The 22,883-nt window shown below is 33.4% G+C and carries 21 protein-coding genes; 9 read left to right on the top strand and 12 right to left on the bottom strand.

The genetic code is table 11. The features are described 5' to 3' along the window. Positions 1–8: 8 nt before the first annotated feature. Together aroQ and ACNQGO_RS12485 are read right to left on the bottom strand one after the other, a co-directional pair. A complete protein-coding gene (gene aroQ, locus ACNQGO_RS12490; RefSeq protein ID WP_417985448.1) occupies positions 9–422 on the bottom strand; it encodes a type II 3-dehydroquinate dehydratase in 414 nt (137 codons plus the stop codon). 72 nt (positions 423–494) lie between these two features. Continuing rightward, positions 495–1,058: a porin family protein gene (locus tag ACNQGO_RS12485; protein WP_417985447.1), complete on the bottom strand. Its 564-nt coding sequence runs from the start codon at positions 1,056–1,058 to the stop codon at positions 495–497. Between the two features lie 665 nt (positions 1,059–1,723). Here ACNQGO_RS12485 and ACNQGO_RS12480 point away from each other — a divergent pair. The 4 genes from ACNQGO_RS12480 to xerD all read left to right on the top strand — a co-directional run bounded on the left by ACNQGO_RS12480 (position 1,724) and on the right by xerD (position 4,828). Further along, a complete protein-coding gene (locus ACNQGO_RS12480) occupies positions 1,724–2,296 on the top strand; it encodes a porin family protein (protein ID WP_417985446.1) in 573 nt (190 codons plus the stop codon). 151 nt (positions 2,297–2,447) lie between these two features. Beyond that, positions 2,448–3,065, top strand: a complete 618-nt coding sequence (locus tag ACNQGO_RS12475) for a porin family protein (protein WP_417985445.1) — start codon at positions 2,448–2,450, stop codon at positions 3,063–3,065. Between the two features lie 188 nt (positions 3,066–3,253). After that, positions 3,254–3,847 carry a hypothetical protein gene (locus ACNQGO_RS12470; protein ID WP_417985444.1) on the top strand — a complete coding sequence of 198 codons (594 nt, stop codon included), beginning with the start codon at positions 3,254–3,256 and terminating at the stop codon, positions 3,845–3,847. Positions 3,848–3,922: 75 nt separating this feature from the next. Then, complete coding sequence (gene xerD / locus ACNQGO_RS12465) at positions 3,923–4,828, top strand: site-specific tyrosine recombinase XerD (RefSeq protein ID WP_417985466.1); 906 nt, start codon at positions 3,923–3,925, stop codon at positions 4,826–4,828. 79 nt (positions 4,829–4,907) lie between these two features. On the opposite strand, the gene rny is transcribed toward xerD, so the two are convergent. From rny to ACNQGO_RS12445, 3 genes are all read right to left on the bottom strand, one after another. Further along, the gene (rny, locus tag ACNQGO_RS12460) at positions 4,908–6,473 is read right to left on the bottom strand and encodes a ribonuclease Y (RefSeq protein ID WP_417985443.1); all 1,566 of its coding nucleotides are present in this window, start codon (positions 6,471–6,473) and stop codon (positions 4,908–4,910) included. A gap of 206 nt (positions 6,474–6,679) precedes the next feature. Beyond that, positions 6,680–6,973 (bottom strand): cell division protein ZapA, encoded by a 294-nt coding sequence (locus ACNQGO_RS12450; RefSeq protein WP_309760337.1) that lies wholly within the window; start codon positions 6,971–6,973, stop codon positions 6,680–6,682. Between the two features lie 8 nt (positions 6,974–6,981). Next, positions 6,982–7,272: a hypothetical protein gene (locus tag ACNQGO_RS12445; protein ID WP_417971099.1), complete on the bottom strand. Its 291-nt coding sequence runs from the start codon at positions 7,270–7,272 to the stop codon at positions 6,982–6,984. Positions 7,273–7,446: 174 nt separating this feature from the next. Between ACNQGO_RS12445 and ACNQGO_RS12440 the strand changes: the two genes are divergently transcribed. From ACNQGO_RS12440 to ACNQGO_RS12430, 3 genes are all read left to right on the top strand, one after another. Then, positions 7,447–9,141, top strand: coding sequence for a M23 family metallopeptidase (locus ACNQGO_RS12440; protein ID WP_417985442.1), 1,695 nt, complete (start codon positions 7,447–7,449; stop codon positions 9,139–9,141). Positions 9,142–9,155: 14 nt separating this feature from the next. Continuing rightward, on the top strand, positions 9,156–11,627 hold the full coding sequence (locus ACNQGO_RS12435) for a TonB-dependent receptor (RefSeq protein ID WP_417985441.1): 2,472 nt from the start codon (positions 9,156–9,158) through the stop codon (positions 11,625–11,627). 109 nt (positions 11,628–11,736) lie between these two features. After that, a complete protein-coding gene (locus ACNQGO_RS12430; RefSeq protein ID WP_417944117.1) occupies positions 11,737–12,459 on the top strand; it encodes a hypothetical protein in 723 nt (240 codons plus the stop codon). A 132-nt stretch (positions 12,460–12,591) separates the two neighbouring features. Here the strand turns inward: ACNQGO_RS12430 and ACNQGO_RS12425 are convergent, their stop codons facing one another. The 7 genes from ACNQGO_RS12425 to ACNQGO_RS12395 all read right to left on the bottom strand — a co-directional run bounded on the left by ACNQGO_RS12425 (position 12,592) and on the right by ACNQGO_RS12395 (position 20,806). Next, positions 12,592–13,353, bottom strand: a complete 762-nt coding sequence (locus ACNQGO_RS12425) for a DUF3667 domain-containing protein (protein ID WP_417985440.1) — start codon at positions 13,351–13,353, stop codon at positions 12,592–12,594. 601 nt (positions 13,354–13,954) lie between these two features. Beyond that, positions 13,955–14,785 carry a helix-turn-helix domain-containing protein gene (locus ACNQGO_RS12420; RefSeq protein WP_417947916.1) on the bottom strand — a complete coding sequence of 277 codons (831 nt, stop codon included), beginning with the start codon at positions 14,783–14,785 and terminating at the stop codon, positions 13,955–13,957. 56 nt (positions 14,786–14,841) lie between these two features. Next, complete coding sequence (locus ACNQGO_RS12415; RefSeq protein WP_417944121.1) at positions 14,842–15,543, bottom strand: hypothetical protein; 702 nt, start codon at positions 15,541–15,543, stop codon at positions 14,842–14,844. A gap of 46 nt (positions 15,544–15,589) precedes the next feature. Next, positions 15,590–17,419: an ABC transporter ATP-binding protein gene (locus ACNQGO_RS12410; protein ID WP_417985439.1), complete on the bottom strand. Its 1,830-nt coding sequence runs from the start codon at positions 17,417–17,419 to the stop codon at positions 15,590–15,592. Next, the gene (locus tag ACNQGO_RS12405) at positions 17,419–19,146 is read right to left on the bottom strand and encodes a phospho-sugar mutase (protein WP_417985438.1); all 1,728 of its coding nucleotides are present in this window, start codon (positions 19,144–19,146) and stop codon (positions 17,419–17,421) included. The genes ACNQGO_RS12410 and ACNQGO_RS12405 overlap by 1 nt, the downstream gene beginning before the upstream one ends. A 163-nt stretch (positions 19,147–19,309) precedes the next feature. After that, positions 19,310–20,269 (bottom strand): glycosyltransferase family 2 protein, encoded by a 960-nt coding sequence (locus ACNQGO_RS12400; RefSeq protein ID WP_417985437.1) that lies wholly within the window; start codon positions 20,267–20,269, stop codon positions 19,310–19,312. A 6-nt stretch (positions 20,270–20,275) separates the two neighbouring features. Continuing rightward, positions 20,276–20,806 carry a DUF4199 domain-containing protein gene (locus tag ACNQGO_RS12395; protein WP_417944128.1) on the bottom strand — a complete coding sequence of 177 codons (531 nt, stop codon included), beginning with the start codon at positions 20,804–20,806 and terminating at the stop codon, positions 20,276–20,278. 240 nt (positions 20,807–21,046) lie between these two features. On the opposite strand from ACNQGO_RS12395, the gene ACNQGO_RS12390 reads away from it, so the two are divergent. Together ACNQGO_RS12390 and ACNQGO_RS12385 are read left to right on the top strand one after the other, a co-directional pair. Further along, the gene (locus ACNQGO_RS12390) at positions 21,047–21,298 is read left to right on the top strand and encodes a type B 50S ribosomal protein L31 (protein ID WP_066077760.1); all 252 of its coding nucleotides are present in this window, start codon (positions 21,047–21,049) and stop codon (positions 21,296–21,298) included. A gap of 270 nt (positions 21,299–21,568) precedes the next feature. Beyond that, positions 21,569–22,744, top strand: a complete 1,176-nt coding sequence (locus ACNQGO_RS12385; RefSeq protein WP_417985436.1) for a GlmU family protein — start codon at positions 21,569–21,571, stop codon at positions 22,742–22,744. Positions 22,745–22,883: the final 139 nt, after the last annotated feature.

Below are 22,883 nucleotides of genomic sequence, written 5' to 3'. Positions count from 1 at the left end.
TATTGCAATTAAAGGAAAGATTGAAGGGCTAATTCATAACTTTTTAAACCAAATCCCAGAATAACTCCTTTTGCATGACTAGAGATATAGGATTGGTGTCTGAAACTTTCGCGGGCGTAGGTGTTCGAAATGTGCACTTCAACAACAGGAGTTGTAATGGCTTTAACAGCATCACCTATCCCGATTGAGGTGTGTGTATAGGCACCGGCATTGAGAATAATGCCATCGTACCTAAAACCAAATTCTTGAATTTTATCAATAAGTTCTCCTTCTATATTGCTTTGGAAATAGATTAATTCTAAGTCCATATATTTTATTTGCAAAGAGATAAAGTATTCTTCAAAAGTTTGAATGCCGTAAATTTCTGGTTCGCGTTTCCCTAGTAAATTGAGGTTAGGACCATTGATAATGATTATTTTCATGTTTCTATTTTTGTAAAAATAAAAAAACCGTTCCAAATTACGGAACGGTTTCTTGAAAAATAAAGGTTTTATTTAAAATTTGAATCCAGCTGAAACTTGAACTACTGAATTTTTAACTGTTGCATCGCGAGTAGCTTCGGTTAATCCGGCTACATAGCGACCTTGTAAAAAGAAATTTTTTGTAATATTAAAACTTAATCCACCTGCAACTCCAAACTCAAAATTCTCAGATTCTTTAAAATCCACATTTTTTCGTTCGCTTAATAGGAAAGAAGCTTGAGGACCAAAATCTAAACTTATAAATTTGTTTAAGCTTACTTTAGCAAGAACCGGAATAGATAAATAACCCAATTCGTTATTAAATTCTTCTACTGCATTTTTATAGGTTGCACCTTGTGTAGAATATAGCAATTCGGGTTGTATGGCAAAACCGTCAGTCAATTTTACCTCCGCAAGTAAACCTACATGATAGCTGGTAATAGCTTCACTTTCATAATTGGTGCTATTTACAGTTATATCACTACCATTTTGGTTGGCATAGTTTAAACCACCTTTGATTCCAAATTTTACTAATTGTGCTTGCATATCTATCGATGCTGCAAGAAGTACTACTGCGACTAGAATGATTTTTTTCATAATTTTTTTTATTGTTATTAATTAAATTTAGGACTATGTCAGAACTATTTTTTTTAAAAAATATTGTATAATCCTACTTGAAAAAGTTATTTGCAAAAATCAGTCCAATGTGTACCTGATATGATAGCAATTGTTGATTTTTAGTATTAAATTTAAAAAAGTATCCGAATTTAAACATTTAAATGCTAAATATCAAACAGTTACTTTCTTAGTGTACTTTCAAGTTTTAAGGTTGATTTAAGTGCTATTTATGACGGTATGACTTTGGTTTGGAGTTTTCAACGTAAAATATGGTTTACTTCTCAATTGTTTTTTGAATCTTTTACAAATAAAACATAATGCTAGGTTAAAAGTACACATTTGAATTCCTAATTGCTAAGAAAGGTAGTAGTGAATTGAAAGACTTTTCATCTTGTGTATTATACTTTTTCATTATTTTTTATAAGAATAGTCTTGTGAAATAATTTATTTTGAAACTTTGTTTGTCTCACTAAATTCAGTTAGAAGACTTTTTTTAACACATTGAAATATAGTATTTTATGATTTTTTTATCTATAAATTTTTAAACGTTGTGAGATTTAATGTATTTTTTTTACAAAAAAATTTTATTTTAGGTATGATTTAATTTACATTTGCGCCATTAAAACAAACAAACAAACAAAAACATGAAAAAAATTATTTTAACAGTTTCGGCTGTATTTGCTTTTGGATTTGCTAGCGCGCAAGAAACTAAATTTGGTGTTAAAGGAGGATTAAACCTTGCGAACTTTTCTGGAGATATTGAAGATAATTCTTCAAAAGCAGGTTTCCATTTGGGAGGTTTTGTAGAATTTAAAGTTTCGGATAAGTTTGCTATTCAACCTGAATTATTGTTCTCTACTCAAGGTACAAAATTTGACGTGGATGGCGACGATTTAAAATTTAATCTTTCTTATTTGAATATTCCAGTTATGGCTAAATATTATGTAGCTGATGCTTTTAGTCTTGAGGCAGGACCGCAAATTGGTTTTTTAACAAGTGCCAAAGCAGCTGTAGGTTCTGAAGATGAAGATGTTAAAGACAGTTTTGAATCAATTGATTTTGGTTTTAATTTTGGAGCTGGATATAATTTCACAGAAAATTTATCTGCTGGATTAAGATACAACCTTGGTTTGTCAAATATCGCTAAAACAGAAGCTGGAGATAATACTAAACTTTCAAACAATGTATTTTCTTTGTCATTAGGATATAAATTCTAATATTTCTAGAAATAGATTTCTAAACCTCCCAAATCGGGAGGTTTTTTTGTTAATTGTAGAATCTAAATATGTTAATAACTTATATCAGGTAAGAAGTATATTACTTTGTATTTATTTATTTTTACGCTTAAACTAATAATCAAACAAAAAAATGAAAAAAATTATTTTAACAGTTGCGGCTGTTTTTGCTTTTGGATTTGCTAATGCGCAAGAAACTAAATTTGGTGTTAAAGGAGGTTTAAATCTAGCAACTTTTTCTGGAGATACTGATGGTTTAGATCTAAAGTCTAAGGCAGGTTTAAATGTTGGTGGTTTTGTAGAGGTTAAGTTATCTGATAAACTTGCTCTACAACCAGAATTATTGTTTTCTATGCAAGGAACTAATATTGATGAATTTGAATTTAGTGATGGTAATCAAACTTTTGTAGTTGATGCAAGCATTAAGATGTCATACATTAATGTTCCAATTATGTTGAAATATTATGCCGCTGAAAAGTTCAATTTAGAGGTGGGTCCACAAGTAGGATTTTTATTGAGTGCAAAGACAGTTGCGAAAGCAAATGGTAACGAAGCTGAAGACGATGTAAAAGATAGTTTTGAGTCTGTTGATTTTGGTTTAAATTTTGGTTTGGGTTATGATTTTACTAAAAATATAGCTGCAGGCGCAAGGTATAATGTAGGGTTGGCAAATATTGGTAAGACAGAACCGGGTGATGATTCAAAAATCACAAACTCAGTTTTTTCTCTTTCTTTAGCTTACAAATTCTAATATTTCTATAAATTGATTTCTAAATCTCCCGAAATCGGGAGGTTTTTTGTTTAATGTCGTACCTAAAATATGTTAATAACTTATCTAAGGTAAGAAGTATATTACTTTGTATTTATTTATTTTTACGCTCATATTAACAAACAAACAAACAAACAAACAAACAAACAAACAAACAAACAAAAAAAAAAATGAAAAAAATTATTTTGACAGCTGTTGCTGTATTTGCTTTTGCTAATGGATATTCTCAAAAAGAGGGTGGATTTAGAGTTGGGTTAGATTTAGGATATACCGTACCTTCTAATGGAGGTGGAGGAATTTTATTCTCTATTGAACCTAAGTACAACATTAAAGACAATATGAATGTGGGTTTACGCATTGGTGCTGCTGCTATGGTGCGTGATATTCAAGGAGAAGGGGAAACTCAGAGTGCTAAAGTTTCGGCTAATGGTTCTTACGTAGGGACTTATGACTACTATTTTAACAAAGGTGGGAAGTCTTTTGTCCCTTATATTGGTGGCGGTGCAGGATATTATTCAATAGCTAACGTTGAGGTCGATAGCAATACATCAAATGGTGATGTTGCTTTAGATGCAAGTGGCAAAATGGGTGGATTACTTCGAGGTGGATTTGAATGGGGTAAATTTAGAATGGGATTAGAGTACAACCTAGTACCAAAATCTACTTTGCAAGATATTAATGGTAATAGTCAAGGGACTATATCTAATTCTTATTTAGGAATTCACTTAGGATTTTTTATTGGTGGAGGAAAATGGGGTAACTAATTTTATCTATATTATTTTATAAACCACGTCTATGGCGTGGTTTTTTTATGCTTTAAAATGCGTTACTTTGTAGTTATGAATTGGATTTCCTGTATAAAAAATTATCAATCTTATTTGAAAATCGAACGGGGTTTGTCAAAAAACACTATCGAAAATTATACTTTTGATGTGGAACGCTTGCTTCTTTTTTTGAATGAAAATGAAATTGTCGTTTCTCCTTTAAAAATTGGAGAGGAGACTTTGCAGCAATTCATTTATAGTGTAGCAAAAGAGGTCAATGCCCGATCTCAAGCTAGAATTATTTCAGGACTCAAAAGTTTTTTTAGCTATCTGATTTTTGAAGATTATCGAAAAGACAATCCTTTAGAATTAATTGAAACTCCTAAAACAGGTCGTAAACTTCCAGACACTTTATCGGTTATCGAAATTGATGCACTTATTGACGCCATTGATTTGAGTACTAAAGAAGGAGAGCGCAATCGTGCCATGCTTGAAACTCTTTATGGTTGCGGATTAAGGGTTTCTGAACTTGTGGCTCTAAAAATTTCAGATTTATTCTTTGAAGAAGGATTTATAAAAGTAACAGGGAAGGGGAACAAGCAACGTTTTGTTCCAATAAGTGAGGTGACTCAAAATTACATTCAAACCTACAGAGATACTATTCGAGTACATGTTATCATTCAAAAAGGCTATGAAGATACGCTCTTTTTAAACAGACGTGGAAAACAGCTCACGCGAGCCATGATTTTTACTATAATCAAAGATTTAGCGGTCAAAATCAATTTGCACAAAACCATAAGTCCACATACATTACGGCATTCTTTTGCAACCCATCTTTTAGAGAATGGAGCCGATTTGCGTGCAATACAATTAATGTTGGGACATGAATCTATCACGACAACCGAAATATACCTTCATCTAGATCGTACCTTTCTAACGGAGGTTTTACATGCTTATCACCCCAGAAAAAAGGCATTGTAGAATCCCAGAAAGTATTTTAAAAAAAAGATGTATTGATTTTTACATCAATACATCTTTTCTATTTATTTTAGAAAGCTATTTATTTAGCAATGTTCACCGCTCTTGTTTCACGAATTACCGTTACTTTAACTTGTCCTGGATAGGTCATTTCCGTTTGTATTTTTTGTGAGATATCAAATGATAAGTTAGCAGCATTTTCATCCGAAACTTTTTCACTCTCTACAATCACACGAAGTTCTCTACCCGCTTGAATTGCGTAAGCATTTTTCACACCACTAAATCCGTAAGCTACTTCTTCAAGATCTTTTAGACGTTGAATGTAAGAATCTAGTACTTGTCGTCGTGCTCCTGGTCTTGCTCCTGATATAGCATCACAAACTTGTATAATTGGCGATAATAATGATTTCATTTCTATCTCATCGTGGTGCGCTCCAATGGCATTACAAACCTCTTCTTTTTCACCATATTTCTCTGCCCATTGCATTCCTAATAAAGCGTGAGGTAAGTCACTTTCGGCATCTGGAACTTTACCAATATCGTGTAATAAACCTGCTCTTTTAGCCAGTTTTACGTTCAAGCCAAGTTCAGCTGCCATGATTCCACATAGTTTTGAAACTTCACGGGAGTGTTGCAATAAATTCTGTCCGTAAGAAGAACGGTATTTCATTCGTCCTACTACTTTAATCAATTCTGGATGTAATCCGTGAATTCCTAAATCGATAACGGTACGTTTACCAACTTCTATAATTTCATCATCAATTTGTTTAGCAGTTTTTGCAACTACTTCCTCAATACGAGCAGGGTGAATTCTACCGTCAGTTACCAATTTGTGTAGCGCTAGACGTGCAATCTCTCTACGTACAGGATCAAAACAAGAAAGGATAATTGCTTCTGGTGTGTCATCTACAATGATTTCAACTCCAGTAGCCGCTTCAAGTGCACGGATATTTCTACCTTCACGACCAATGATTCTTCCTTTTACATCATCCGATTCAATGTTGAATACGGATACACAGTTTTCTACTGCTTCTTCTGTACCTACTCTTTGAATCGTATTGATAATGATTTTCTTCGCTTCTTGTTGGGCTGTTAACTTTGCCTCTTCAATAGTATCTTGAATATGAGACATTGCTTTACTCTTAGCTTCTGCTTTCAATCCTTCTACCAACTGCTCTTTTGCTTCTTCAGCTGATAAACCAGATATTACTTCTAATTGTTGCAACTGGCTTTTATGCAATTTGTCAACTTCAGTTTGTTTTTTGTCTAGATTTTCAATTTTAGTGGTGTATTCTAAAGTTTTAGATTCAAAATCATCATTTACTTTCTTAGCTTTCGATAATTCATTAGAAATTTGAGATTCTTTATCGCGAACTCTTTTTTCTATTTCAGCTACTTTTTTATCACGAGTTAAAATAACTTGTTCGTGTTCCGATTTTAATTCAATAAATTTTTCTTTCGCTTGAAGAATTTTATCCTTCTTTATATTTTCAGCTTCAAGATTTGCATCTTTCAATATAGATGCTGCTTCTTTTTTTGCGTTTTTGATTAAGTTTGAAATATTACTTTTTTCTATCAGTTTTGCAATACCAAAACCTCCCGCAATACCTATAATTCCTGAAATAATGATCGTTACTATGTTGTCCATGTTTGTTAAAATTTATATATAAAAAAGCCTACATTAGAGGGATTGAATAAACTCGAAAAGACAAGTTTTGAGCTAACTCGTTGTTCAAGCTTCCAAACTGAATTGGCTTGCTATAGTAACGATGATTTGCTCATTCTAAATTGTTAGTGTTGAGTTTACCAAATATGAACTAATGTAGGCAGTATCTTAGTTTTTGTAAAGAACGTTTATTTGTCGAGATATTGGTCTAAAATTAAATTGATTTTTTTAATTCTTTCGATGGTTTCTTCTCCATCAATTGCATTATCAATTTGTTTTTGTTCTGTTTGTGAGGCAAATTGCAAAGCACACATTGCTAGTACATCTTGCTTGTCGCGAACGGCATAATTTTCTTCAAATTGCTTGATCATCTTATCAATTTTTTTAGAAGCGCTTCTAAGGCCTTCTTCCTGAGCGAAATCTACTGTAAGTGGATACACTCGGTCTGCAATTGATATTTTAATTTTAAGCTTTTCGTCCATATCTTATATTAATCTGATAGCTGGGCTATGCAGTAATCAATTTCGCGAATTAATGAATTTATTTTAAGCTTCGTATCTCTTTTATTATCGTCACTGCCTAGTAATGTATTGGCAACTTTGAGTGTTTCATACTGCGTTTTTAAGGCTTCAATCTCCATGGATTGATTTTGTATTATCGATGCTGTTTTTATTAATTCGTTTTTTAAATCTTGATTATTTCTTTCTAAACTCTTCATTTTTGTAAAAAGTTTTTCAATCTTATCCTCAAGAGTATCAATAAATTCTGCAATTGCACTCATTATATATCCTATTCATTACATAATCATACAAAGTTAGTATTCCTTTTTAATTCTGCAATATTTTATTATTTTTTTTGCATTAAATTAATTAAGTAGCCGTTTTACAAAGGGTTACACTCTATTTTTTTTAGTGTTCTTTTGAATACTTTTTTTATCTTAGCAAAAATGTAAATGATGAAATTTTCCCTATTTTTTTTATTTTTAGGTGTGTCACTTTTTGCACAAGTGGATTATCCAAGAGATTACTTTAGGTCACCTTTAGATATTCCGATGCAGTTATCTGGAAATTTTGGAGAGTTGAGACCCAATCATTTTCATGCTGGTTTTGATTTAAAAACACAACAAAAAGAAGGGTTGCGTGTTTATGCAGTAGCTGATGGATATGTATCCAGAATTAAAATATCCACTTTTGGCAACGGGAAAACAATCTACATTAATCATCCTAATGGGTACACTTCGGTTTATGGACATTTAGAATCAGCCAATGGCGCCATCGAACAATTCATTAAAAAGACCCACTATAAAGAGCAGTCCTTTGAAATTGAAATGTTTTTTAAGCCTGATGAATTGCTGATAAAAAAAGGAGAAGTTATCGCCTTTTCCGGAAATACTGGAGCTTCTGAAGGGCCACATTTGCATTTTGAATTTCGGGATACGAAAACAGAATTTGTAATTAATCCGATGCTTTTTGGATATGATGCATTTGTAAAAGATACTAAAAAACCAATAATTTCTGGTCTTTATGTATACCCTTTAGACTCAAAAACATCAGTAAATCGTTCCAAAAGACCTGTATTGTTAAATGTTTCCTTGCAAAAAGACGGTACTTATTTGGCAGACAAAGTTGTGGCTAATGGTTCTATTGGTTTCGGTATTTCTACTTACGATATCGATGATGTTTCTTTTAATAATAATGGCGTGTTTAAAGTGCAATCTTTTTATAATGGGAAACCAAATTTTGGTTATGAATTTAAAACCTATTCGTTTGATGATATGCGATACATTAATGCGCTAATTGACTATTCTAAGTATAAAAAGACACAACAGCGTGTGCAGCAATTGTTTATGAAAACACCTTTTGATTTGAGTATTATACAAGCAGATGAAAATAAAGGGGTGTTGCAAGTATCCCCTAATCTCGCATCGCTGTATCGCATTGAGGTATCCGATTTTTTTGGAAATAAAAAAATAGTATCTATTCCCATCCATTATGATTTGTTACCCACAATAATTGCAACGGATGCACTCCCATCTAAATATTTCGTAAGGGCAAAAACAGATACTAATTTCGCTCTTGAAAATATGTCCGTTTTTATACCGGCAGGAACTTTTTATGAAGATTTCAACTTTAATTTTGATGTAAAAAACGACACTCTTTTTTTGTATGATGACACGGTTCCAGCACACACTAATTTTACAATTTCTATTGAAGACTCCAAGTCGACTGAAGCACAAAAAGAAAAAATGTTTATCGGTAGAATTGACGGTAAAAAAATAAATTACAATCCTACGTATAGAAAAGACAGTGTTTTCAATACCAAAGTTAAAATTTTAGGTAAATACGCTTTGGTTTCGGATACGGTTGCCCCAATCATTAGTTCAGTATTTCCTATTGATGGTAAATGGACTAGCGATCAAAAAACAATTCAGTTATCCATAGCTGATACTTTGTCAGGAATAAAATCATATACTGGCTATTTAAACGGCAAGTGGGTATTATTCGAATATGATAATAAAACTAGAAAACTAACGCATTATTTTAATGATGGTATTGTGGCAGAAGGTGCTAATGATTTAAAAGTGATCGTGGTCGATAACGTAGGAAATTCAACTACCTTTGAAAGTCGCTTTTTTAGAAGTCAAAAATAATTAAATCATACCCTTTGAGTCCGAAACAACGTATACCACTAGTCTTTTTTTTCTTTATTACTTTAATAATAACGGCACAAACAGCACGGATAAAAGGTGTTGTGTTAGATAAGAATAATCGTCCCGTTGAAAACGTGAATGTTTCGTATTCAAGTAGTGGTACCCAAACTAATAAAAATGGTTTTTACGATTTAAAAGTTCCTGCAAATCAAAATATTACTATCATTTTTACACACATCTCTTTAAAGAAAATAACTATTATTTTTTCTTTGGATTCTAATGAACAAAAAGAGTTTAATCCCGTGATGAGTGATCAAGAGGAGCAAATGGGTGAAGTGATTGTTACCGCAAATAACAAAAAGTTGGTGCAAGGAATCACTACGATTGAGCCCGAGGTGATTCGGAAAATTCCAGGAGCAAATGCAGGAATTGAAAATATTTTAAAAACCTTACCAGGCGTAAACTCTAATAATGAATTGAGTACCCAATATGCCGTGCGTGGTGGAAATTATGACGAGAATTTGGTTTATGTTAATGAAATCGAAGTGTATCGACCGTTTTTAGTTCGTTCGGGGCAACAAGAAGGACTGAGTTTTACCAATACAGATTTAGTTCAAAATGTTGATTTTTCTGCAGGAGGTTTTCAAGCAAAGTTTGGCGACAAATTATCATCAGTATTAGATATTACGTATAGAAAGCCGGTTCAATTTGGCGCAAGCCTCGAGGCCAGTTTTCTCGGCGGAAGTCTTTCAATTGATGCCGTTTCTAGAGATAAAAAATGGTCTGCAGTTACTGGAGTTCGATACCGCAACAACAGCCTTTTGGTAAATAGCCAGGAAACACAAACTAATTTTACGCCTTCCTTTGCGGATATTCAAACCAATATAAACTTTCAGGCTTCTGCAAAATGGCAATGGAGTTTTCTAGGAAATATTTCTCAAAATAAATACCGATACCAGCCATTAACGAGACAGACTAACTTTGGAACCATAGACAATCCTATGGCATTGACTGTTTTTTACGAAGGGCAAGAAAAGGATAAGTACGATACGTATTTTGGTGCTTTAAAAACAACTTTTAATGCCTCCGATAATTTCACATTAAAATTTATTGGTTCGATTTTTCATACTTTAGAACAAGAATATTTTGATATTTTCGCTCAATACCGTTTGGGCGAAGTAGATTCTAATATTGGTTCTGAAACTTTTGGCGATGTTGCTTTCACCAGAGGTATTGGATCACAGCTGAGTCATGCGAGAAATGATTTAGATGCTTTGATTGTAAACACAGAGATAAAAGGATTTCATGATTGGAAAGAAAACCAATTAGAATGGGGAATAAAATACACACGAGAATCTATACGTGATCGAATAATAGAGTGGGAGGTTATTGATTCCGCTGGTTTCTCTTTGAATCCACCAATTATTGATTTGCCAAGGAATGACCAGCCGTACACGCCTTACACAGGACCACTCGTTCCGTATCAAAATATACGTGCTACAAATTTTAACTCGATTAATAGATTTTCAGGTTATGCGCAATGGAGTTTGAAATCGAATATTGGTGCAAGTCAAGTATGGTATAATGCAGGAGTTCGTGCTCACAATTGGGAGGTGATAGGTGCATCTACAGCTACAAAATCTCAAATTACAGTCAGTCCTAGAGTACAGTTTGCTATTAAACCAGACTGGGAAAAGGAAATGGTTTTTAGAATTTCAGGTGGTTTGTACCATCAGCCGCCATTTTACAGGGAATTGAGAGATGCTACTGGAACGGTACAACCCAATATTAAAGCACAACAATCAGTACATTTTGTTTTGGGAAATGACTATAGTTTCAAAATGTGGAATCGTCCTTTTAAATTAGTTTCGGAGTTGTATTATAAATCTTTGACAGATGTAAATACGTATACGATTGATAATGTTCGCATACGCTTTGCAGCCAATAATGATGCAACTGCGTACGCACAAGGATTAGATGTACGCCTAAACGGAGAGTTTGTACCTGGAACTGAATCTTGGATTAGTTTTGGTTATTTGAAAACTGAAGAAAATAGTAATGACAGAGGATTTATTGCCAGACCTACGGATCAACGATTGAAATTTGGAATGCTTTTTCAAGACTATATGCCTAATATTCCTAGTATTAAACTATATCTGAACCTAGTTTACAACACTGGATTGCCTGGAGGTTCGCCATCGTATGCTGATCCATATTTGTACCAAAATAGATTGAATGATTACCGTCGCGTAGATGTGGGTTTTTCTAAGGTTTTTATTGATAACACTACAAAAAAAGAGAATAATACGGGTTGGTTTAAAAACTTTAAAGAGTTGGCATTAGGATTGGAAATTTTTAATCTTTTTGACAATCAAAACACCATTACCAATACATGGGTTCGGGATGTGTATTCTAAAAATCAATATGCAATTCCAAATTATATGACAACACGAGTTTTTAATGTTAAGCTTACTGCTAAGTTGTAAACGATATATTTAAAGCAAAGTTGTCCCAATTATAAATAGTTAAATCAAGTGGCTAATACCGTTACCATTTTTAAAAATGATTACATTTGAATATTAATAGTACAACAAAATGAAAAAACTACATATAACAATAGTAGGAATTGCAATTTTGCTTTTAGCCAGTTGCAAAGAGGAAGTTGAAAAACCCAAAGTGACCTACGATGAAACTAGCAAAGCAAGAGAGCTAGTTAAGGCGGATTCTACTCAAATACAAATTGCTGATTTGCCGCTGCAAATGGAAGGAACAGATTATTTAATTCATCCTGTTGGGGATTTAAGTATTCGGGAACGTGGCGTGAAGTCCAGATATGGTTCCTCTAGTGTAAATGATTTGAGTTTTACGATATCGAATTATGGTGAATTTGAAATCACGGGTTTCTTGCAAAATTTAAAATTTCAAAAAGTAGATTCCGATTCTATTAAAAAACTAACAGAAAAGCCCGTTTTGATTCAAACAGCCACTTATTTAAAGTCGGTTGCAAATAAAACCAATAATCAGATTATGGTGTACACGATGGTGGACATGGATACCAATAAAGATGGAAAATTGGATACGAGTGATATTAAAGCATTGTACTTAAGCAAAATCAGCGGTGAAAAATTCACTAAAATATCATCTGATTTTCAGGAATTAATCGATTGGAAATTGATTGAATCTAATAACCGTTTGTACTATAGAACGGTTGAAGACACCAACAAAAACGGACAGTTTGATAAGAAAGACGTAGTAAATTACTACTTCATTGATTTGTCTAAAAAGGAATGGAAAATAATTGGCTACGAGCCAGTTTAATACGTCATATTCTAAATCAAAATATCGCTTTCCAAATCTGATTTTTCAATCGTGAAATCAAAACCTAGTCGTTTCATCAATGGGATGATCGGATTTTTTACCAATAATTTTGACTTTTACCAGCACGTTACGCTATTGTTTTGGCTTGAAATACTCTAATGATTCTGGACCAGCGATCATGGCAAAAACAACACCTCCAATGACCGAAAGTATCATTATAAGTATAAACAAAGTGCATAAGAAAGTAAGAGTTAAAAGCACACGGCCAACAATACTTTTTAGTGGCTTGATGGGATAAAATCCTTTGAAAAACCAAACCAAAATAAAAGGAACACTTAACATTGTCAGACTTGAGATCACTGTAAAGTAGTCCATATTATTTTTGAATACAAATAGTAAAGGACTAATTATCAATATGCTAAAAAGGGTGTAAACGCAGACGATATAAGCATTTATTACTACGTGTTCATAATAGTTATTTCCCCATTTTCTAAACGCAAGTTTGGTTGTTAAGGCAAAAACGGGTACAAGCAGTAACATTAAAATTGAATTGTAACTTTTAAGAAAGGTCATTACGTCATTCATGTAAGCAGAGGTGAGGTTCTCCTTGGCATAAAAAGCAGTCATGATTTTTTCGAAACCAATTATTTTTACAGAGATAAATGTAGAGATACCACTTAATACAAATACTAATAGAATTGGTTTATAGTGAATGACTCTATTGCCGTCGATAAATGCTCTGGCTGTTTCCCCTGGATTCTTGATAATGTTTTTTACAGAGTATAAAAAACCTTTGTTAGTGTGTAAAAAAGTATATTGAATTTCATCCCAAATATATTTTCTATCTATTTTTTTAAATTTTTTCTGACCACAATTATCGCAGAAGTTATTCAAAATTAGGGTGCTACAGTTTAGGCAGTTTTGGTCCATCGATTGTAAGGTGAATTAAAGTTGTCTTGATTTCATTTCTTTTTTTAGCATCACGAAATTAACAAGTAAGGGTAGTAATGTTGTAGGTAAAAGGAAAATTGGTACCATTATAACAACTGTATTATCTTGGAGCCCCTTTGTTATATGCAAGTAGAAAATAAAAGTAATTACAAATAAGTAGATAACAGAGAAACCTATTGTGACCCCCTTAAATAATTTACTTTTGTTTAAGAGCTCTTTATCTGATAATTCTTGATAGGAGTTTTTTTTCATTTTTTTGTTTCTGTTTTCTTTTTCAAAATATGGATTTATTTCATTTATTAGAAATCGATCAGTTTGTATTGCATTATTTTTTACAGCCAGATATACCAGCATCTATTTTGTTGGGCTACTTATAATACTGAATCAAAAATATTTTAGGTATTTAAAGGCCTAAAAAAATAAATTGAATAGTACGTTAACCAGGGTCGCTACTATTTTTACAATTATCTTTATCATCATTGCTCCAGATTAGTGTTAGTAAAAATAGGAATAAAGCACAGTAGAAAATTGTAAAAATGGAATGTCAAGTAAAGACCCAATTGATTGTCCCTTTCTCCAGTTGAGAAACTTTTTTAAAGAAATTTTTCGGGGTCAATCCAGTAAGTGATTTAAAATCTTTGGTGAGATGTGATTGATCGTAAAAAAGTAAATCATATCCCATTGTCGCAAGATTTTCTTTAGGAGTCTTTTCGAGATTTAATTTTAGTGCCGTTCTAAAACGTTGTAATTTTTTAAACATTGAAGGCGATTTGCATAAGTGCATTTCAAATTGTTTAGTTAGATTCTGACGTGAAGTATTGTATTTAAGGGCTAATTTGGTAATCGATAAATCTTGGTGGGTGTTTTTTAAATCATCAACAATTTGATGTAAATAAGGGTGCTGAAAGCCAATTAATTTAGACAACCAAAATGCTTCAAGTAATTCACATTTTTTTTCAAAATTTGTTTCGGGTAAAATGTCAATAAAAATCGAACCAATATCACTGAAAGATATAAAGTCGGAAAAAAAGGCGTTGGTGTAAGTTCGTAAAGGTTGTGTTAAAAACGCATTTAATCCTAAAGGTTTAAAGGCTATTGTTATTTCTGAAATATTGCCAGAATAAGTTAATCGAATTGGTTTTTTATAATGACAGATCAAGTTGCACAGTATTGGGTATCCTGGTTTTTCTTGGATATTCACGCTATTTTCTGCATAAGCAAATTGAGTATTTTGTACGATTGACAAAAAAGTAAAGTTGTTCGGAAAGGTGTAGTAGGTAATAGGGGCCTCATTTTCGCTATGGCTAAGAAAGTAATATCCTTCAATATAGTTTTGAAGAATAGGACTTTTCGGTTTGCAAAATTTCGTAGTCATACATCATTTAAAATTAATGATAAATGTAAAAAATATCAAGGGATATTTATTTATTCTTAAATCAAAATATCGCTTTCCAAATCTGATTTTTCAATGGTGAAATCAAATCCCAGTTGTTTTACTAACTGAATAACCAAATTTTTATACCAGTTTTCAGATTTGGGATGAATGTATATTTTTTCGATTAATACGTTAATATCAACATTGATTTTTAAACCTTCGTTGATTTTTACTGTACTGTCGCCAATATCAGTCAGGATGCGTACTTCACCTTCGTATTGAAAACTTTTCCGTTTGAATAGAAAAGGAAAAAATAAATCGTCAAACGGAATGTGTTCTTTTTTGTAGTCGATATAATTTACTTCGCCGATATATTGATTGAAATTTGTTTCTGGTGCCAATGCTTCCTGCAAACGTCCAATTGTGGATTGAATTGCCAAGCCTTCGCTATTTTGCGTAAAGATCTGCCACATGGCAAAAGATTCGTATTCATTGATGTGCCAGCTACTAATGGCTACTTTCTCCCGATGTATTTTATAGTATTTTAAAAAGTCGGGATTATCAATCGATAGTTTTTTAATCTCCTCAAAAGTAGGTTCGCTAAAAGTACCTTCATACTGATCTTCGAATTTATCAGATCGTGACATGAATAGTTTTTGCGATAGCAATAAATCCAAAAACTTAGACAAATCAAGGTATTTCCAAACCACGGTGTTGGGATCAGTAGGAAGTTTAATAGCTGAATTGTTGATGTACATTTTATAGCTGTTAACTTTTAAAAAAAATCAATTCCTGTTTTTAAAACTACTCAAGCGATTGCAAGCTTACTAGTTTGTTGTAAACACCTTGAAGCGCAATCAGTTCTTCATGATTGCCTTGCTCTACAATTTTTCCTTTTTTCATTACCACAATCACATCTGCTTTTTGAATGGTTGAGAGTCGGTGTGCGATCACAATTGAAGTTCTGTTTTGCATCATGTTTTCTAAAGCGACCTGAACAAATTTCTCACTTTCTGTATCCAATGCGGATGTGGCTTCATCTAGAATCATAATCGGAGGATTTTTCAAGACCGCCCGCGCAATAGATAAACGCTGTTTTTGTCCACCAGAAAGTTTGTTTCCGCTATCGCCAATGTTGGTATAAATGCCTTTTGGTAAATCTTTTACAAACTCAAATGCATTTGCAATTTTTAGAGCTTCAATAATTTCCTCATCAGTTGCATCCGGTTTCCCCAATGAAATATTCGCTTTTATGGTATCGTTAAACAAGATACTGTCCTGTGTTACCAAACCCATTAATCCGCGAAGCGAGTTTAAATGGAGGTCTTTAATGTTTATACCATCAATAGTAATCGTTCCTTCATGTACATCATAAAAACGGGTCAGCAAATTGGCAATCGTACTTTTTCCACTACCGGATTGTCCCACTAGCGCTACTGTTTGGCCTTTTTTAACTTTAAGTGAAAAGTCTTTTAAAACGTTTTCATCCTCGTACTTAAAGTTGATGTTTGAAATAGTAATATCTGATTCAAATGAATGTTTTTGAATAGCATTTTCCTTTGATGTAATTTCGTTTTCTACATCTAATACTTCAAAAACACGTTCTGCAGCGGCCAATCCATTTTTCACTGAATACGATGCTTTTGAAATCGCTTTCGCCGGAGTAAGGATGTTAAACGCTAATGTCAAATAGACAATAAAAGAAGCGCCATCTAATGTTTTGTCATTTAAAACTAAAAGGCCTCCGTAAAAAAGTAAAATGGCAATAGTAGTTACACCCAGAAATTCGCTTAATGGAGTAGCCAAGTTGTTTCGGCTTCCTATACTGTTCGTTAAATTCAATAATCGCGTCACTGAATCGTTAAATCTACTTTTAAAAGAAGGCTCAGCATTATAACTTTTTATAACTTTCAGACCGCCTAACGTTTCCTCTACAACTGATATGAGTGATCCACTTTCTTTTTGGGCTTCCAGTGATTGTGCTCTTAAATTCTTCGCTAATTTTGAAATAATATATCCCGAAATCGGCATGAATATCAAGACAAATAAAGTTAATTTAGTACTGATGGCAAACATCATTCCTAAAGCAAAAATGATAGTTAAAGGCTCTTTTACCACTAATTCTAGAATAGAGAAAAAAGAATTTTGAACCTCATTGACATCACCTAACATGCGCGCCATCATATCTCCTTTTCGTTTTTCCGAATAGTATGAAATGGGCAACTCAATAATTTTATCATACATCGACTGTCTCAAATCTTTCAAAACGCCGTTTTTAAGATGCATGATATGATAGGAAGCCAAATAATTGAATAAATTTTTAATAAAAAATGTGGTAATAACCATTGCTACAACAAAAAGTAAAACGATTTCAGTACTTTCTCCTGCTGATAAACTTGAAATTTTGAAATTCAAATAATCAATTACGTATTCTTTAATACTTCCTATTCCTGCGTATACAGGCTGAGACAATACTTTTTCTGTTTTGCCAAAAAGTACCTGTAAAACCGGAAACAGTGTCAACATAGAAATTGTGCTAAACAACGCATACAATATGTTGTAAATCACATTCCACGTAATATGAGACTGATACGGTTTAGTAAAAGGAAATAATTTTCTTAGGTTTGCATCCATTAGTTCAATTGCATTGCAGTAATTATGTTTTTGATCTTGTTGTCTAGATCAGCTTCTACTTCGTCAAAATCTTCAACAGCGTTTAATTCTGTATTTACACTAATATAGAATTTTATCTTTGGTTCGGTCCCACTGGGTCTGGCGCAAATTTTAGATCCATCTTCAGTGTAATAAATCAACACATTCGATTTTGGTATAACCATCTCAGATTCGCTTCCGTCTAGCAAGTTTTTTGCGATAGAGGATTGATAATCTTCGAGCATAATGACACGCTGTCCGTTGATTTCTTTCAATGGATTTTCTCTCATGTCAATCATCATCTGATTGATTTCTTGCAATCCGTCCATTCCTTTTTTGGTCAATGAAACTAAATGTTCTTTGTAAAATCCGTTATCAACATAAAGCTTTAGTAGTTCTTTATAAACGGAGCTTCCTTTCGCTTTGGCTTGAGCCGCTAATTCGCAAATCAATAAAGTAGCCGCTACAGCATCTTTATCACGCACTGCATCGCCAACCATGTATCCAAAACTTTCTTCACCACCACCTATAAATTCAAGCTCGGGAAAATCTTTGATCATCTTGGCAATCCATTTAAACCCAGTCAAACCTACTTTACATTCTACACCGTAATTAGTAGCCAATTCCATCATCATAGGTGTTGACACAATGGTCGAGCCTACAAATTGTTTTCCGTTAATTTTTCCCGGTTTTTTCCATTCTTCAAGTAGGAAAGCAGTCATCAAAATCATAGTTTGATTGCCGTTCAATAAAACCATTTTACCATCATTATTGCGAACTGCAACTCCCAGTCGGTCGCAATCAGGATCGGTACCTACCACAATATCTGCATTTGTTTTATCTGCTAATGCTAGTGCCATCGTTAAGGCTTCTGGCTCTTCAGGGTTCGGAGACTTTACCGTAGGGAAATCACCATTTGGCACGCGCTGTTCTTCTACAATATGTACTTGTGAATAACCCGCTTGCGATAAAGTATCGGGGACTAATTTTATAGAAGTACCGTGCAAAGAGGTAAAAACTATATTCAGTTCTTTTTTGGCGTCAGCCGAAGTACCAAAACTTGCGTTTTCAATAGTCGATTTGATAAAAGCTTCATCAACTGCTGTATCGATATAATGAATTAAATCTTCATTAGCCGTAAACTTGATCTGATCGTAATTTAAATTCTCAATTACATCAATAATACCTTTATCTTCTGGTGGTACAATTTGCCCACCATCTTGCCAGTATACTTTATATCCGTTATACTCTGGCGGATTATGCGAAGCCGTAAGTACAATACCGCATTGACAACCTAAATGTTTTACAGCAAAAGACAACTCGGGCGTAGGTCTCATTTCCGAAAATAAGAATACTTCAATGCCGTTTGCCGAAAAAACATCTGCTACTACTTTCGCTAAGGTATCACTATTATGACGGCAATCATACGCAATTGCTGCTTTCAATGGTTGGTTAGGAAATGCACTGTGCATGTAATCCGAAAGTCCTTGCGTACTTTTTCCAAGCGTGTATTTATTAATGCGATTGTTTCCCACACCCATAATACCGCGCATTCCTCCGGTTCCAAATTCTAGATTTTTATAAAACCGCTCTTCCAAGTCTTTGGGAGAAGTCGTCATAATATCTTTTATCGCCTCTTGAGTAGCGGTGTCAAATGTTGGGGTGAACCACTCATTCACGGCATCCAATATGTTTTGTTTGATTTCCATACTTTAATTTTTAGTTTCTAAATTAAGTGTAGTTACAGTTATTTTTTAGGAGCTTTATCCTGCTATTCGTTACAATCTTTTATTCGCCGCGGCGCATAAAAGGATTTCCTCTGCTATCAGGGCTAGGTATCGTGCAATCGAGAACTTCTCGGTGAATATAAATTTATAAAAAATTAACTTCATTCGATACCTTATACCGCTCTTCATTATCTTTGGTTCGCAAAATGATTTCGCCAAGGAATCCAGCTAGAAATAATTGTGTTCCCAAAACCATTGTGGTCAAGGCAATGAAAAACCAAGGATTATTCGTTACCAAGCTGTAGCGCATATCATTATACATGTGGTATAATTTTGAAATACCTATATAACCAGCAAGCATAAATCCTATAATGAACATCAAGGATCCCATGGCACCAAAAAGGTGCATCGGTCTTTTTCCAAAACGAGAAAGGAACCAAATAGTAATTAAATCCAGAAAACCGTTTACAAAACGTTCCATTCCAAATTTAGTTTCACCATATTTTCGGGCCTGGTGCTGCACTACTTTTTCACCAATTTTTCCAAAACCAGCATTCTTAGCCAATACAGGAATGTAACGGTGCATTTCACCCGAAACTTCGATGTTTTTTACGACAATGTTTTTGTAGGCTTTCAAGCCACAATTGAAATCATTCAATTCCACACCAGATGTTTTTCGTGCCGCCCAATTAAATAATTTAGAAGGCAGATTTTTAGCAACAACAGAATCGTAACGTTTCTTTTTCCAACCCGAAACCAAATCGTACTTACCGTTAACAATCATATCATACAAACCCGGAATTTCCTCAGGACTGTCTTGCAAATCAGCATCCATAGTAATAATGACATCACCTTTAGCTTTAGCAAAACCAGCATGCAAGGCCTGCGATTTTCCAAAATTTTTCATGAAACGAACGCCCTTAACGTTAGGATTTTGTTGAGCAAATCCATCGATAATAGTCCATGAATTATCAGTACTGCCATCATCTAGAAAAATGATTTCGTAACTGTAACTATGAGATTGCATCACTTGTATGATCCAATTATAGAGTTCATTGAGTGATTCCTCTTCGTTAAGAAGCGGTATGAGGATAGATAGATTCATTAATTTTTATTCTTGTGTAGATTTACTTTTAAAGAATGCTGCCATTACTAATCCTAATATTGCGCAAAAAAAGAGGGCGAAAATGGAACCTTTCAATTGCTCTACAATTGAATAAGGATCCGTTTCTCTTAGTTTAGAAATAGTTTCGTTTAACGAAGACGCAGGAACTCCAAATTTTTCAGAAGTACTAATCAGATATTTTATAGTTAAGTCTAGAAGCGTTTCTTTTACAGAAGGATCAATAAAATTAAACAAAATGATTTTAAATGCAACAGAAATAAGCACTCCTATTGTTGCTGCAATAAAATAATTGGTGAAGGCATCTTTAAAAGAAAATATTCCATTTAACTCTTTCTTTGTTTTTGAAAGCATTATAATAGGTATGATTATGAAAACTGAAAAACTTAAAAGTGTAGTCCACCAAGCGATGAATAATTCAAGATCTACTGCATACATAAAAGCAGTTATTAATGATAGTATAGCTCCAATTATTACACCGTAGGTTATCCCATTCTTTTTAATAATTTCGTTGATCATTTTGATTGTTTTAGAATTAATCGACAAATATAGCAATTCCCAATATATTCGTAGCTAAAAATCGCTTTTTACGATTATATAAAAAAAATGAAACAAAGATTTGTTTATTGAAAAAATAGTGTAAATTTGCACACTCAAAATAAAAGTGTAAAACAAAAAGTTATATGTGATTTATACCTTTTCTGTTACAAGAAAAGCTTCAAAGTCCCTTATAATTAACAAATAAAAAAGATTAACAAGATGAAAAAAGGAATTCACCCAGAAAATTACAGATTAGTTGCATTTAAAGACATGTCAAACGACGAAGTTTTTATCACTAAATCTACTGCAGATACAAGAGAAACATTAACAGTTGATGGTGTTGAATACCCAGTTGTAAAAATGGAGATCTCTAGAACGTCTCACCCTTTTTACACAGGTAAATCTAAACTTATTGATACTGCAGGACGTATCGATAAATTTAAAACTAAATACGCTAAACACGCTAAATAATTTTAACTTGTTTTCAAGATACAGAAAGCCTCGCAATTTGCGGGGCTTTTTTATGCGCAAACAATTATTTTTTGCTTTGTTCTAATGTGCTTTGTTGCTATTGATTTTAGTTTTGCAACAACCTTAATACTCTTAATGCCTTAATGGTTCAAAAAAAAGTATAGCAGTTAATTTTTTAAACTTCCGTGTTTTCCCAAGAGAGTCTTTTATTTTTATTGCTATTCAAATCTTTGTAACTTTGAACCTTTATAAAATTTGAAACACGATACAATGAATTATATACTTTTTGACGGACCTGCAAGAAACGCTTTATTGCCTTTTACTTTCACACGCCCTGTTGCTGATATTTTAATTGGCATTATGACCATTCGTCAAAAATGGGAAATGCGTCTGGGTTCTACCACAACTACATTAACAGAAGAATATTTGTCAGAGAAATTTCCAATGGTTGAATTAGAGGTCAACGTGATGATCAATGCCTCTTTTTTGCCTAACGATGTTTTGGCCGAAATGGTAAGTAATTTAGAACCCAATCAAGCTATTTTTAAAGGCGAGGAAGTCATTGCTTTTTATACCAATGACGAGCAAGAAGAGGTAGATTTTGATACTTACGAAATTATAGAGTACAACGAAGATTGCTTGACAGTCCAACATACATGGGATATTTTCTCCAATAATGACGCAGCTATTCGCGAGGATTTTGAATTCTTGACTGAAGATAGAAGATCACAACCTATTCCTAAAAGCGTGAATGTCATTGCACCCGAAAATATATTTATTGAAGAAGGCGCCAAGTTAGAATTCGTTACTCTAAATGCATCAACGGGTCCAATATATATTGGGAAGGATGCTGAAATTATGGAAGGCTCTGTGATTAGAGGTCCATTTGCCTTGTGTGAACATGCACAAGTGAAAATGGCTTCAAAAGTATATGGAGCAACAACAGTGGGGCCACATTCTAGAATTGGTGGCGAAGTAAATAATTCTGTTCTATTTGGCTATTCTAATAAGGGACATGATGGATTTTTAGGAAATTCTGTTCTGGGCGAATGGTGTAATATTGGTGCAGACAGTAATAATTCGAACCTCAAAAATAATTATGAAGAGGTCAAATTGTGGAGTTACGAAACCGAAGGTTTTGCCAAAACTGGACTTCAGTTTTGTGGCTTGATGATGGGAGATCACAGCAAGTGCGGCATTAATACCATGTTTAATACTGGTACGGTAGTAGGCGTGAGCGCTAATATTTTTGGTAGTGGATTCCCGCGTAATTTTGTTCCGAGTTTTTCGTGGGGAGGAGCTTCGGGTTTTACGACTTACATCACTAAAAAAGCTTTTGAAACCACTCGATTGGTAATGAGTCGAAGAAACGTTGACTTTGACGAAAGAGAAGCAGCGATTTTAGAACACGTTTTTGAGGAAACAAAGAAGTGGAGAAAAGAATAAATGCTTCATTTTTAAAATATAAAAAGTCATTAATCAACCGCCAATTCGCTAATTATAAAAGATGCTTATTGGCGATTTTTCTATAGGAGTAGTAATAATTAGCAATTGGCTAATATGGTTTCAATTTGATTTCGGAAAA

Source organism: Flavobacterium frigidum (assembly GCF_048286735.1).
Taxonomy (GTDB): Bacteria; Bacteroidota; Bacteroidia; order Flavobacteriales; family Flavobacteriaceae; genus Flavobacterium.
The sequence above is the reverse complement of the archived record's forward strand: the minus strand, read 5'-3'. Positions and strand labels throughout refer to the sequence as shown.

What these genes read in the sequence shown, in the direction of transcription:
- ACNQGO_RS12470 (WP_417985444.1), top strand. Translation starts at nt 3,254, where the DNA reads ATGAAAAAAATTATTTTGACAGCTGTTGCTGTATTTGCTTTTGCTAAT.
- ACNQGO_RS12430 (WP_417944117.1), top strand. Translation starts at nt 11,737, where the DNA reads ATGAAAAAACTACATATAACAATAGTAGGAATTGCAATTTTGCTTTTA.
- ACNQGO_RS12385 (WP_417985436.1), top strand. Translation starts at nt 21,569, where the DNA reads ATGAATTATATACTTTTTGACGGACCTGCAAGAAACGCTTTATTGCCT.
- ACNQGO_RS12420 (WP_417947916.1), bottom strand. Translation starts at nt 14,785, where the DNA reads ATGACTACGAAATTTTGCAAACCGAAAAGTCCTATTCTTCAAAACTAT.
- xerD (WP_417985466.1), top strand. Translation starts at nt 3,923, where the DNA reads ATGAATTGGATTTCCTGTATAAAAAATTATCAATCTTATTTGAAAATC.
- ACNQGO_RS12480 (WP_417985446.1), top strand. Translation starts at nt 1,724, where the DNA reads ATGAAAAAAATTATTTTAACAGTTTCGGCTGTATTTGCTTTTGGATTT.
- ACNQGO_RS12450 (WP_309760337.1), bottom strand. Translation starts at nt 6,973, where the DNA reads ATGGACGAAAAGCTTAAAATTAAAATATCAATTGCAGACCGAGTGTAT.
- ACNQGO_RS12415 (WP_417944121.1), bottom strand. Translation starts at nt 15,543, where the DNA reads ATGTACATCAACAATTCAGCTATTAAACTTCCTACTGATCCCAACACC.
- rny (WP_417985443.1), bottom strand. Translation starts at nt 6,473, where the DNA reads ATGGACAACATAGTAACGATCATTATTTCAGGAATTATAGGTATTGCG.
- ACNQGO_RS12410 (WP_417985439.1), bottom strand. Translation starts at nt 17,419, where the DNA reads ATGGATGCAAACCTAAGAAAATTATTTCCTTTTACTAAACCGTATCAG.
- aroQ (WP_417985448.1), bottom strand. Translation starts at nt 422, where the DNA reads ATGAAAATAATCATTATCAATGGTCCTAACCTCAATTTACTAGGGAAA.
- ACNQGO_RS12395 (WP_417944128.1), bottom strand. Translation starts at nt 20,806, where the DNA reads ATGATCAACGAAATTATTAAAAAGAATGGGATAACCTACGGTGTAATA.
- ACNQGO_RS12390 (WP_066077760.1), top strand. Translation starts at nt 21,047, where the DNA reads ATGAAAAAAGGAATTCACCCAGAAAATTACAGATTAGTTGCATTTAAA.
- ACNQGO_RS12445 (WP_417971099.1), bottom strand. Translation starts at nt 7,272, where the DNA reads ATGAGTGCAATTGCAGAATTTATTGATACTCTTGAGGATAAGATTGAA.
- ACNQGO_RS12440 (WP_417985442.1), top strand. Translation starts at nt 7,447, where the DNA reads ATGAAATTTTCCCTATTTTTTTTATTTTTAGGTGTGTCACTTTTTGCA.
- ACNQGO_RS12405 (WP_417985438.1), bottom strand. Translation starts at nt 19,146, where the DNA reads ATGGAAATCAAACAAAACATATTGGATGCCGTGAATGAGTGGTTCACC.
- ACNQGO_RS12400 (WP_417985437.1), bottom strand. Translation starts at nt 20,269, where the DNA reads ATGAATCTATCTATCCTCATACCGCTTCTTAACGAAGAGGAATCACTC.
- ACNQGO_RS12475 (WP_417985445.1), top strand. Translation starts at nt 2,448, where the DNA reads ATGAAAAAAATTATTTTAACAGTTGCGGCTGTTTTTGCTTTTGGATTT.
- ACNQGO_RS12485 (WP_417985447.1), bottom strand. Translation starts at nt 1,058, where the DNA reads ATGAAAAAAATCATTCTAGTCGCAGTAGTACTTCTTGCAGCATCGATA.